The 11,219-nt window shown below is 71.0% G+C and carries 11 protein-coding genes and 1 pseudogene; 4 read left to right on the top strand and 8 right to left on the bottom strand.

What is annotated here, in order from left to right; all coding sequences use genetic code 11:
- Together VXC91_RS00840 and VXC91_RS00835 are read right to left on the bottom strand one after the other, a co-directional pair.
- The coding region (locus VXC91_RS00840) for a class I SAM-dependent methyltransferase (protein WP_329504322.1) at positions 1-251 on the bottom strand (251 nt) is incomplete at its 3' end.
- A 106-nt stretch (positions 252-357) separates the two neighbouring features.
- Positions 358-1,350 carry an acyltransferase domain-containing protein gene (locus VXC91_RS00835; protein WP_329504321.1) on the bottom strand — a complete coding sequence of 331 codons (993 nt, stop codon included), beginning with the start codon at positions 1,348-1,350 and terminating at the stop codon, positions 358-360.
- Between the two features lie 114 nt (positions 1,351-1,464).
- Here VXC91_RS00835 and VXC91_RS00830 point away from each other — a divergent pair, with 114 nt between their 5' ends.
- Positions 1,465-1,728 carry a DUF6343 family protein gene (locus tag VXC91_RS00830; protein ID WP_329504320.1) on the top strand — a complete coding sequence of 88 codons (264 nt, stop codon included), beginning with the start codon at positions 1,465-1,467 and terminating at the stop codon, positions 1,726-1,728.
- 57 nt (positions 1,729-1,785) lie between these two features.
- On the opposite strand, the gene VXC91_RS00825 is transcribed toward VXC91_RS00830, so the two are convergent.
- The 5 genes and pseudogenes from VXC91_RS00825 to rpsA all read right to left on the bottom strand — a co-directional run bounded on the left by VXC91_RS00825 (position 1,786) and on the right by rpsA (position 6,021).
- Positions 1,786-2,166: a tetratricopeptide repeat protein gene (locus tag VXC91_RS00825; protein WP_329504319.1), complete on the bottom strand. Its 381-nt coding sequence runs from the start codon at positions 2,164-2,166 to the stop codon at positions 1,786-1,788.
- A 50-nt stretch (positions 2,167-2,216) separates the two neighbouring features.
- On the bottom strand, positions 2,217-2,825 hold the full coding sequence (gene coaE / locus VXC91_RS00820) for a dephospho-CoA kinase (protein WP_329504318.1): 609 nt from the start codon (positions 2,823-2,825) through the stop codon (positions 2,217-2,219).
- A gap of 52 nt (positions 2,826-2,877) precedes the next feature.
- Positions 2,878-3,816: a PAC2 family protein gene (locus tag VXC91_RS00815; RefSeq protein ID WP_329504317.1), complete on the bottom strand. Its 939-nt coding sequence runs from the start codon at positions 3,814-3,816 to the stop codon at positions 2,878-2,880.
- 470 nt (positions 3,817-4,286) lie between these two features.
- Positions 4,287-4,484 (bottom strand): annotated as a pseudogene (locus tag VXC91_RS46890) (FAD-dependent oxidoreductase); the annotation flags it as partial.
- Between the two features lie 46 nt (positions 4,485-4,530).
- A complete protein-coding gene (rpsA, locus tag VXC91_RS00805) occupies positions 4,531-6,021 on the bottom strand; it encodes a 30S ribosomal protein S1 (RefSeq protein WP_067042841.1) in 1,491 nt (496 codons plus the stop codon).
- A 399-nt stretch (positions 6,022-6,420) separates the two neighbouring features.
- On the opposite strand from rpsA, the gene VXC91_RS00800 reads away from it, so the two are divergent.
- The 3 genes from VXC91_RS00800 (at position 6,421) to hrpB (ending at position 10,225) form a co-directional block, all read left to right on the top strand.
- On the top strand, positions 6,421-7,230 hold the full coding sequence (locus VXC91_RS00800) for a class I SAM-dependent methyltransferase (protein ID WP_408057311.1): 810 nt from the start codon (positions 6,421-6,423) through the stop codon (positions 7,228-7,230).
- Positions 7,231-7,356: 126 nt separating this feature from the next.
- A complete protein-coding gene (locus VXC91_RS00795) occupies positions 7,357-7,689 on the top strand; it encodes a hypothetical protein (protein ID WP_329504312.1) in 333 nt (110 codons plus the stop codon).
- 25 nt (positions 7,690-7,714) lie between these two features.
- Complete coding sequence (gene hrpB / locus VXC91_RS00790; RefSeq protein WP_329504311.1) at positions 7,715-10,225, top strand: ATP-dependent helicase HrpB; 2,511 nt, start codon at positions 7,715-7,717, stop codon at positions 10,223-10,225.
- Here the strand turns inward: hrpB and VXC91_RS00785 are convergent.
- Positions 10,215-11,207, bottom strand: a complete 993-nt coding sequence (locus VXC91_RS00785) for a DUF3068 domain-containing protein (protein ID WP_329504310.1) — start codon at positions 11,205-11,207, stop codon at positions 10,215-10,217. The genes hrpB and VXC91_RS00785 overlap by 11 nt on opposite strands.
- Positions 11,208-11,219: the final 12 nt, after the last annotated feature.

The following is an 11,219-nucleotide window of genomic DNA, read 5'->3' as shown; positions in this document are numbered from 1 at the left end:
GTGCGCGCGCCGCGCACGCGCTCCAGCATCTCCCGGGACTCGTCCACCGCCGTGACCGAGAAACCGCGCTCCAGCAGCGGATGGGTCATCCGTCCGACCCCGCTGCCCAGCTCAAGAATGTGCGCGCCCGCGGGTACGGCCGCGGCGATGATGTCCGGCTCGCCCCCGATCGGCAGCCGTGAGTACAGCTCGACCGCGCAACCGTCGGGTGTGATCGCCCCGGGACCCGTGCCCCCGTGACCGTCCCGCATCGTCACCTTCATGCCCGTCCAACGGACCGCGCCCCGCGCCGCGTTCCCTCCCCGCCATCACTCAACGGGGTGAGGGTTCGACGGGGGAACGGATGAAAGGGACCGGTCAGAGCACGAACCAGCCGTGCCCTCCGTACCAGTGCCCGCCCGCCCGCAGATGGTCCACCACGGCCCGCTCGACACTGCTCCGCCGGGGCAGTTCCTCCACCGGCAGTTCGGGATCGCCGAAGACGAAACCGACCGGTACGCCGTCGTCCGGCGTCGTCTCCTGGTGGGCGAGCTCGAAGCGGTCCTGGAAACGGATGATGTTGGAGTCGGCCGGGAGATAGCGCCTGAGCTGCGGGTCCAGCAGCCAGGAGTGGCAGACGGCGATCTCGTACGGCTCCTCGGGGTAGTGCTCGGCGAAGAACGCGCGTGCCAACGTCAGGGACCGCTCGCAGCCTGAGGGCGAGAGCGGGCCCCGGAAGTCCGGTATGTGCAGGCTGAGGCATGGGTCCCCGGGTCCCAGGCCCCGGCCCGTCGCCGCCGCGACTGCCTGTCCGGTGCGCTGCCCGAGCCGTGCCCGCTGGTACTGCAGCCGCCCCAGCTGGAACAGCTCCCCGTGGAAGTACAGCGCCGTCCACCACGGGAACGGCAGCCCGCCCGTGCCGCGCCGCCGGCGGTGCACGGCCATCTGCCGGCCGAGGTCGGCGAGCGTGCGGCGGGACACGTCCTCCGGAACCCCGCGATCCCGGTGGTAGGCGCGCACATACGGCAGAGCCGCGACGAACACGTAGACGTGGAAGAGCCGACCGAGCGGTCCCGCCGATTTCGGGAAGGACGGGGGCTCCCAGCCCTTTCCGATCTCCCCCATGTCCCGTACGAAGCGGGCGACACACCGCGCCAGCAGGGTCATCGCCTCGTCGTCCCGCGCCAAGCGTCCTCGAAGAGCGACGAGGTCGTTGATGTCCTCGTGGGGTACCGACAGGTCGAGCAGAACGTCGGGCAGCTCGTCGGCGTGGGGCAGGGTGATCTCCCGGGGAGCGTCGTCCTCGCTCTCGAGATCCCTCAGCCAGCCGGCGAGCCTCGCGTCCTCCCGCAGCACCTTCAGCAGTACCATCGCCCCTCCCCGAGGACCGGTCCCGCGCTGCGCGCGATCTCCTGGATCCGATCGCCCTTCCCTGGTGAACGTGCACCACGAAGGGTACTTGTCCTGGTGGGAGTAGTGATGTGAATGCGTACGGGCAGTGAACCTGTGACAGCGCGCAGTCCGCTGCGGGCACGGTTCTGGCTGAGCGTGTGGGGTCTGGCGTGGGCGACCTTCGGAACGGTCGCGTTCGCCCTGGTGGGCCGGCCGGGCTGGGCAGCCGCCTGCGGCGTGCTGTGGCTGGTCGTCGCCGTGGACCTGACCGTGATCCTGCACCGCATGCACCAGGGTCCTCACTGGCAGCCGAGCCGCGACGTCCCGCCCTACCAGCCGCCGGACGACCGGCGGTAGGGGGCCTCGGGGGCCCGGCGGCCCGCTTGAGGCGGCTCTTCGAAGGCAGAGAGCCCGCTACGAGTCGAAGCGTGCCGCCTTCAGATACTGCGGGTTCGGATCCAGAGCCGCCGCCAGCCGGAAGTGCCGTTTCGCCTCTTCCGGCCGCGCCTGACGCTCATATGTACGGGCCAGCGCGAAGTGCGCGAACGCGTTGTCCGGCTCACGCTCCAGCACAATGCTGAACTCCAGCTCGGCGGGACGCAGTTGTGCGGCGGCGAAGAAGGCACGCGCACGCAGCAGCCGCGCAGCGGTGTTCTCCGGGTGTGCGGCGATCACGCCGTCGAGCAGTTTCACCGCGCCCCGCGGGTCCCGCGCGGCCAGCAGCTGCTCGGCGGCGCGGTAGTCGATCACATGCGTCTCCGGAGTACGTCCGGTCGGATCGCTGTTCTCGGGCACGGCAGAGTCCTTCCCTTGCTCCAGCGTTTCAACGCCCCCGAGGATGGCCGCTATTCCTGTGAGCCCCGTGCTCTGCACACGAGATCGGCCCATACGTCCCTTACGCGGCGTTCCAGCTGGTCCAGAGGCACATCGTTGTCGATCACGATGTCCGCGATCTCCAGGCGCTTGTCCCGTGTCGCCTGGGCAGCCATGCGCGCACGTGCGTCCTCCTCGGCCATGCCACGCAGACGGACGAGCCGGTCGAGCTGGGTGGCGGGGCTCGCGTCGACGACGAGCACGACGTCGTAGAGCGGGGCGAGCCCGTTCTCGGCGAGGAGCGGGACGTCGTGGACGACGACAGCGTCCTCGGGCGCGGCGGTCTCCAGCTCCCGGGAGCGAGCACCCACCAGAGGGTGCACGATCGAGTTCAGGACGGCGAGCTTCTCCGGATCGGCAAAGACGATGGAGCCGAGCTTCGGCCGGTCCAGGCTGCCGTCCGGCGCGAGGACACCCGCTCCGAATGCGTCGGCGACGGCGGCCAGTCCGGGGGTTCCGGGCGCGACGACCTCGCGCGCGATGCGGTCCGCGTCGATCAGCACGGCCCCGCACCCCACGAGCAGTCGCGACACCTCGCTCTTGCCGGCGCCGATACCGCCGGTCAGGCCCACCTTCAGCATGACGGGAAGCCTACGGCCTGCCACTGACGGTCGCGGTGACAGGTCCCTGCGTTCAGCCCTCGCCCTCACGTTCCGCCAGGAAACGCTCGAATTCCTGCCCGATCTCGTCCGCGGACGGAATCTCGACGGGCTCGGCGAGCATGTTGCCGCGGGTCTCGGCACCCGCCGCGGCGTCGTACTGGTGCTCGAGGCCCTGGACGAGCACGACCAGTTCCTCGTCGCCCTCCTGGATCTGCCGGTCGATCTCCGTCTGCGTACGGTGGGCATCGGTACGCAGGGTGTGCGCGACAGTCGGCAGGACGAGCCCGGTCGCGGCCGTGATGGCCTCCAGGACGGTCAGTGCGGCGTCCGGGTAGGGAGAGCGGGCGATGTAGTGGGGAACGTGCGCCGCGACGCCCAGGACGTCGTGTCCCGCCTGCATGAGCCGGTACTCGAGCAGGGACTCGACGCTGCCGGGGACCTGCGCCTCGTCGAAGGGGCTGCCGTGGCCCGGCACGAGGTCGGTGCGGTTGCCGTGCGGGGTCAGGCCCACCGGGCGGGTGTGCGGCACTCCCATGGGGATGCCGTGGAAGCTCACGGACAGGCGGACGCCGAGCCGCTCCACGATCTGCCGGACGGCCGCGGCGAAGCGCTCCCACTCGACGTCCGGCTCGGGGCCGGACAGCAGGAGGAAGGGCGCCCCGGTGGCGTCCTGGACGAGGTGCACCTCGATCGTGGGCTCCTCGTATCGCGTCCAGCGGTCGCGCTGGAAGGTGAGCAGCGGACGGCGGGCGCGGTAGTCGACGAGCCGGTCGTGGTCGAAGCGGGCCACAGCCTGGTGGGGCAGCGAGTCGAGGAGCCGGTCGACGATCTGGTCGCCGGTCTCACCCGCGTCGATGTAGCCGTCGAAGTGGTAGAGCATGACCAAGCCGGCCGACTCCTGGGCGAGCGCCATGTCGACGACCGCCAGGCCCTTCGGCTCCCACGCGTACAAACCTTGCGGATCAAGCACTGTAGACCGCTCCTCCTCCTGTTCGCCGTGGTCAACGCCCCGGGGGACAGGGGCATTCCCGCACCCGCCAGGAATCGTCCGCGATGGCTGCCAAGTGGTGCCCGGGCTCGGCCGGGGCGCCCGAGGGACAGGTCGTAGCTCTTGGGGAGAGTGAGCAGCCGTTCCTTGTCGTCGGTCGTCGACTCACCGTCGAGGGCACCGGCGTTGGTGGCCTTGAAGAGCGACTTGGAGACGTGGCCGTGGACATCGGCCTTCGCGGTCCGGTAATGGACCGGTGCCGTCATCCCTCTGCTCGGGTTGTGGATGAGGGCACTGGCGTCGGAGTTGGTGAACGCCTCGACGGGTACGCCGAGTTCACGGCAGTAGTCGAGGGTGACCATCCACTGGGCGAGCCGTGCGGAGCCCGCGTTCATGTACCGGCTCTTGCTGAATCGGGCCGTCTGCTCGACACCGTTGATGTCCGTGAGCCTGTCGCCGCCGCGGACGGTGAGGTTGCGGCCGCCGGCGCGGTCACGGGCTTCGAGGACCGTACAGTCGTGGTCGGCCTTGCCCAGCGCGTAGGCGCAGGTGAGGCCCGCGCTGCCCCCTCCGATGACGACGACGTCGACGGGCCTGCCGGATCGGCCCTGGAGGGTGGACAGTCCCCAAGGCCGAGGGCCCGCACCCAAACGGGTGCGGGCCCTCGGTCACCTGACAACCGTCAGCGGATGAGCGTCAGCTCTGGCCGCCGGCCAGCTTCTCGCGCAGCGCGGCAAGCGCCTCGTCCGAGGCCAGGGCACCAGAGGTGTCCGCGCCCTCGGAGGAGTACGAGCCACCGGTCGCGGCCGGAGCCGCAGCCTCGCCGCCCTCGGCGGCAGCGGCAGCGTCGGCCTCGCGGGACTTGATGACCTGCTGCTGGTGCTGCTCGAAGCGCTGCTGCGCCTCGGCGTACTGGCGCTCCCACTCCTCGCGCTGCTTCTCGTAGCCCTCGAGCCAGTCGTTGGTCTCGGGGTCGAAGCCCTCGGGGTAGATGTAGTTGCCCTGGTCGTCGTAGGACGCGGCCATGCCGTACAGGGTCGGGTCGAACTCGACCGAGGCCGGGTCGGCACCGAAGGACTCGTTGGCCTGCTTCAGCGAGAGGCTGATACGACGGCGCTCGAGGTCGATGTCGATGACCTTGACGAAGATCTCGTCGTTGACCTGGACGACCTGCTCCGGAATCTCCACGTGGCGCTCGGCCAGCTCGGAGATGTGGACCAGACCCTCGATGCCCTCGTCCACGCGGACGAACGCACCGAACGGAACCAGCTTCGTGACCTTGCCGGGCACGACCTGGCCGATCTGGTGGGTGCGGGCGAACTGCTGCCACGGGTCTTCCTGGGTCGCCTTCAGCGACAGGGAGACGCGCTCGCGGTCCATGTCGACGTCGAGGACCTCGACGGTGACCTCCTGGCCGACCTCGACGACCTCGGAGGGGTGGTCGATGTGCTTCCAGGACAGCTCGGAGACGTGGACCAGACCGTCGACGCCACCCAGGTCCACGAAGGCACCGAAGTTGACGATCGAGGAGACCACACCGGAGCGGACCTGACCCTTCTGCAGGGTCGTGAGGAAGGTCTGGCGGACCTCGGACTGGGTCTGCTCGAGCCAGGCACGGCGGGACAGGACCACGTTGTTGCGGTTCTTGTCCAGCTCGATGATCTTCGCCTCGAGCTCCTTGCCGACGTAAGGCTGGAGGTCACGGACGCGGCGCATCTCGACCAGCGAGGCCGGGAGGAAGCCGCGGAGGCCGATGTCGAGGATGAGACCACCCTTGACGACCTCGATGACGGTACCGGTGACGATGCCGTCCTCTTCCTTGATCTTCTCGATGGTGCCCCAGGCACGCTCGTACTGGGCGCGCTTCTTCGAGAGGATCAGGCGGCCTTCCTTGTCCTCCTTCTGGAGGACCAGGGCCTCGATCTCGTCGCCGACGGCAACGACCTCGTTCGGGTCGACGTCGTGCTTGATCGAGAGCTCGCGGCTCGGGATGACACCTTCGGTCTTGTAACCGATGTCGAGCAGGACCTCGTCCCGGTCGACCTTCACGATGACGCCGTCGACGATGTCGCCGTCGTTGAAGTACTTGATCGTCTCGTCGATCGCTGCGAGGAAGGCTTCCTCGTTACCGATGTCGTTGACCGCTACCTGCGGGGTGGTGGCGGTGGTCTCGGTGCTGCTCGTCATGTGGGAAAGGGCTCCGGTACGGACATTGAAGTCGTAGGCACTGCTTACGCCGGGAGCCCGTTTCGCTCTGTAGAAGCCGGACAGCCAAGGAAGCGCCACCTTAGGACACCGGGTGCCCGGCAGCGCCTCGAGAACCGAGGGGACATACAACAGATGCGAGCGCAGCCTGCTCCGTCTGAGGTGCGCAGGCCCGCAGCGCAACTTGTAGCATACGGGGGCAGCCGGACAGGGTCAATGCGCGAAGGTGCACACCCGGGGCGGATCGCCGCATTCCCGGCAGAATCCACCACGCGACACCGGCCAACCGGGCGACCCCACGAGGTCACTCAGGTCCGAGACACCTCTTCCGTGACACCGCCGCGAAAGGCTGGACGGAAGAGTACGACGAGGGAGCCGATCATCCAAGAGCCCGAGCAGTTCGAGCCGGAAGCCACCCGACGTACGGCGGGCGTCACCGAGAGTGCCCGGGCCAACCGGGGCTGGTGGGACCGGAACGCGGACGAATACCAGATCGAACACGGCACGTTCCTGGGCGATGACCGCTTCGTATGGGGCCCCGAGGGCCTCGACGAGGTCGAGTCCGAGTTGCTCGGCCGACCGGAGGACCTCAAGGGCAAGGACGTCCTGGAGATCGGCGCCGGCGCGGCGCAGTGCTCGCGCTGGCTGGCAGGCCAGGGCGCGCGCCCGGTGGCACTCGACCTCTCGCACCGTCAGCTCCAGCACGCCCTGCGCATCGGCGGGGCCTTTCCCCTCGTCCAGGCCGACGCCGCCGCCCTGCCCTTCCGGGACACCTCCTTCGACCTGGCGTGTTCCGCGTACGGGGCGCTGCCCTTCGTCGCGGACCCGGTCCTGGTCCTGCGGGAGGTGCACCGGGTGCTGCGCCCCGGCGGCCGCTTCGTCTTCTCCGTGACGCACCCGATCCGCTGGGCGTTCGCGGACGAGCCGGGGCCCGAGGGGCTGTCGGTGTCGGCCTCCTACTTCGACCGGACGCCGTACGTCGAGCAGGACGACCAGGGCCATGCGGTGTACGTCGAGCACCACCGGACGCTCGGCGACCGGGTGCGGGACATCGTGGCGTCCGGCTTCCGGCTCGTCGATCTGGTCGAACCGGAGTGGCCCGCGTGGAACACGTCGGAGTGGGGCGGGTGGTCGCCGCTGCGCGGCAGCCTGATCCCGGGGACGGCGATATTCGTGTGCGAGCGGGGCTGAGCGGGCGGTTCCGGCCCATCCCCGGTGAGGGCGGCCCTACGCGTATGCCCGCGGTACGGACAGGGCACAAACGACATGTCGATACGCCCTCGAAGGCTGCGGTGCGCAGCGCTACGGGTTGGGGGGATGCGTATGCACATCTGCCCGGTCTGCGAGCGGAGCGACAGGACCACGCGGCTCAGCGCGTACTGGAGAACGCTGCCGCCCGAGAGGCGGGCCGGGGCACCTCACCTCGCGCGTCCCTCCCTGGACGACGAACGGTGGGCGGCGCCCCTCGGGCTGCTGACCCTGGGCTGCGCTCTGCTGGTCTCCGAGGCGTGGCTGGGGTTCGTCGGGGTGGCCGGCGGGGGGGTCTGGCTGGTGTCGCTGCGCGCCACAGTGGCCCAGACCGCGAGACGGCGGGCCGAATGGCGCAGGAAGCTGTTCTGCCGCCGGTGCGAGCGCGTCTTTCTCCCTTGACTCCCCCTCCTGGAACACTGGTGCGGTGATCCGCCGAGACGCCCTCGACCGTCTGCCCGTGCTCGCTGCCGTCCCCGCTCTTCGCAACGCGCTGGACGAACGCGGTGTGGCGGTGCTGTGCGCCCCGCCCGGCACCGGCAAGACGACGCTCGTGCCACTGGTCCTCGCCGGGCTGGTCGGCGACGGCCCGGCGCGCCGTGTCCTGGTCGCGGAGCCCCGGCGGATCGCCGCACGCGCCGCTGCCCGGCGGATGGCGTGGCTGCTCGGCGAGAAGCCGGGGGGCAGCGTCGGCTACGCCGTGCGTGGCGAGCGGGTGGCGGGGCGGCACACGCGCGTGGAGGTCGTCACGACCGGAGTACTGCTGCAGCGGCTGCAGCGGGACCAGGAACTGTCGCGCGTCGACGTCGTCGTGCTCGACGAGTGCCACGAGCGGCACCTGGACGCCGACACGGTCGCCGCATTCCTGCTGGACGTACGGGAGACCCTGCGGCCGGAGCTGCGGCTGGTCGCCGCCTCGGCGACGACGGACGCGGAGGGGTGGGCCCGGCTGCTGGGTGGGGCTGCGGTCGTCGAGGCGGCGGGCACGTCGTACCCCGTCGAGGTGGTGTGGGCGCCTCCCACGCGCCCCCTGCGGCCGCCGCACGGGCTGCGCGTCGACCCGGCGCTGCCGGCGCATGTGGCGTCGGTGGTGCGGCGGGCGCTCGCGGAGTGTGAGGGCGACGTGCTGTGCTTCCTGCCGGGCGTGGGGGAGATCGCGCGCGTGGCGGGGCAGTTGGGCGACGTGGGCGAGGTCGAGGTGCTCCAGGTGCACGGACGGGCACCGGCGGCAGTGCAGGACGCCGTGCTGTCCCCCGGCAGTCGACGGCGGGTGGTGCTGGCGACGGCCGTCGCGGAGTCGTCACTGACCGTGCCCGGGGTGCGGGTGGTCGTCGACTCCGGCCTCGCCCGGGAACCGCGAGTGGACCACGCCCGCGGGCTGAGTGCGCTGACGACGGTACGGGCCTCGCAGGCGGCGAGCAGGCAGCGCGCGGGCCGGGCGGGGCGCGAGGCTCCGGGCCGGGTGTACCGGTGCTGGTCCGAGGCGGAGGACACGCGGCTGCCCCGGTTCCCCACGCCGGAGATCAGGCTGGCCGACCTGACGGCCTTCGCGCTGCAGACGGCGTGCTGGGGCGACCCGGACGCGTCCGGGCTGGCGCTCCTCGACCCGCCTCCGGGCGGGGCGATGGCGGCGGCCAGGTCGGTCCTGGCGGCGATCGGTGCCGTGGATCCCGCGGGGCGGGCCACGGAACGGGGCGTGCGGATGTCCCGGCTCGGTCTGCATCCGCGGCTGGCCCGGGCGCTGCTGGACGCCGCCCCGGAGGTCGGACCGGAGCGGGCCGCCGAGGTGGTCGCGCTGCTGAGCGAGGAGCCGCCACGGGAGTACGGGGACGACCTGGCGGCGGCCTGGCGGACGGCCCGGCACGGAGGCGACGCGTACGCGGCGCGCTGGCGGGAGGAGGCGCGCCGGCTGCGGGCCGCGCCGGACGGGCCGCTCCCGGACACGCAGGGCGTGGCGAGGACGCAGGACGACCATGTGGCCGGTCTCGTCGCCGCCCTCGCCTTCCCCGAGCGGCTCGCGCGGGCCGACGGCGGCTCGTTTCTGATGGTGAACGGCACCCGCGCCGAGCCGGGCGCCGGATCGGGGCTGCGCGGCGCGCCGTGGCTCGCCGTCGCCGTCGCGGACCGGCCCGTCGGGTCGGGGCACGCCCGCATGCGGCTCGCCGCCGTGGTGGACGAGGACGTGGCGCGCCGCGCCGCGGCCGCTCTGCACGGCGCGGAGGACGAGGTGCGCTGGGCCGGCGGGGATGTCGTCGCCCGCGGTGTCGAGCGGCTCGGGGCCGTCGAGCTGACAGTACGCCCGCTGCGGGAACCCGCCCCGGCTCTCGTACGGGAGGCCCTTCTGGAGGGGCTGCGGCAGGAGGGATTGGGCCTGCTGCGCTGGTCGCCGGGTGCCCGGCTGCTGCGGCAGCGTCTCGCCTTTCTGCGGCTGCACCTGGGTGCTCCCTGGCCGGATGTCGCCCACGACGCCCTCCACGCGCGTTTGGACGAGTGGCTCGAGCCCGAACTGAGCCGTGCCCGGCGGCGGGCCGATCTCGCGCGGATCGACGCCGGAGGGGCCCTCGCCCGGCTGCTGCCCTGGTCCACCGGGGAGGCCGCCCGGCTCGACGAACTCGCCCCCGAACGGATCACCGTGCCGAGCGGGTCCGCCATACGCATCGACTACGCGGATCCCGGGCAGCCCGTCCTCGCCGTCAGGCTGCAGGAGATGTTCGGGCTCCAGAATTCGCCCCGGATCGCCGGGATCCCCCTGCTGGTGCATCTGCTCTCCCCTGCCGGCCGTCCCGCCGCCGTCACCGCCGATCTCGCCTCCTTCTGGCGGGACGGCTACCGGGCCGTACGGGCGGAGCTGCGGGGCCGCTATCCCAAGCACCCCTGGCCGGAGGACCCCACCGCTGCGGAGCCGACCCGGCACACGAACACGCGGCTCAGGCGATGACCGGATCGGGCTCCACGGCCTTGCTGGGCGCGGCCTCTTCCGGGCGCCGGGCGCGGGCCTCGAGGTAGAGGGACAGCGACAGCAGACAGACGCCGAGGGCGACGAAGCCCCACGGCAGGTAGGACGTCAGCATCAGGACGAGGGTGCGGTTGTGCTTGACGAGGGCGACCGTCGACCTGATGTAGTCCTCGCGCATCTTCACATGGCCCGCGAACGCCGTGACCTTGGCACGGCCTCCCAGGAGCGTGCCGCCGCGCAGCTCCTCCTTGTGGATCTCCTCGCCGTAGACGGGCGCGCCGGTCACCGGCTCGACCCAGAACCTGCGGACCGTGGTGTACCAGCGGGTCGTGCCGGTCTTCGCGACCGACTCGGGAGTGATGCCCTGGACGGGCATGGCCTTGGGGAGGGGCACCTTGGTCCAGGGGATGGTCTGCTCGAAGTAGTAGACCCGCACGCCCCGGAAGGTCTGTGTGCCCTTGTAGTGGATGGGCGCCGTGACACGTGCCTGCGCGTCGAAGTACTCGTAGTCCCGCTTCTGTGTCAGGAAAGGCCACTTGAACTCGATGCCGTCGCGTCGGACGGGGTCGCCGTCGACCATCTCGCCGGTCGCGTGGACGGGTTCCTGAGTGTGTGCGTCGAAGATGTAGCGCTCGGGGATGCGGGAGACCATCTTGCCGTCGGGGCCCTGCACATAGGACAGGCCGTCCCAGACCACCACGTCTTGGCCGGCCGACTTCTCGATCTTCTTCCCGGCCTCCACATTGCCCTTGAGGGTCTGCACGATGGTGACCTTGGGAACCGTGCGGGACTTCATGGTGCCGTAGTCGAGGAGGGTGGCGTCTCTCGCTTCGAGGACCATGTCCTGGTACTGGTTCGCGGGAACTTTGGCCAGACGCGGGAAGGCGTACCAGCGCAGCAGCGGGGACAGCGCCGTGAAGAACACGGCGAAGGCGAGCAGGATCAGGCCGGCCTTGCGGCGCATCTCGGCGTCCTC

Origin of the sequence: Streptomyces chiangmaiensis, assembly GCF_036281785.1 — a bacterium.
GTDB lineage: Bacteria > Actinomycetota > Actinomycetes > Streptomycetales > Streptomycetaceae > Streptomyces > Streptomyces chiangmaiensis.
Note: the sequence above shows the minus strand (reverse complement) of the source record. Positions and strands in the feature narration are given on the sequence as shown.

Excerpts from the sequence above, each read along its gene's own strand:
- VXC91_RS00835 (WP_329504321.1), bottom strand. The coding sequence starts at position 1,350 with ATGGTACTGCTGAAGGTGCTGCGGGAGGACGCGAGGCTCGCCGGCTGG.
- VXC91_RS00830 (WP_329504320.1), top strand. The coding sequence starts at position 1,465 with ATGCGTACGGGCAGTGAACCTGTGACAGCGCGCAGTCCGCTGCGGGCA.
- coaE (WP_329504318.1), bottom strand. The coding sequence starts at position 2,825 with ATGCTGAAGGTGGGCCTGACCGGCGGTATCGGCGCCGGCAAGAGCGAG.
- rpsA (WP_067042841.1), bottom strand. The coding sequence starts at position 6,021 with ATGACGAGCAGCACCGAGACCACCGCCACCACCCCGCAGGTAGCGGTC.
- VXC91_RS00795 (WP_329504312.1), top strand. The coding sequence starts at position 7,357 with ATGCGTATGCACATCTGCCCGGTCTGCGAGCGGAGCGACAGGACCACG.
- VXC91_RS00785 (WP_329504310.1), bottom strand. The coding sequence starts at position 11,207 with ATGCGCCGCAAGGCCGGCCTGATCCTGCTCGCCTTCGCCGTGTTCTTC.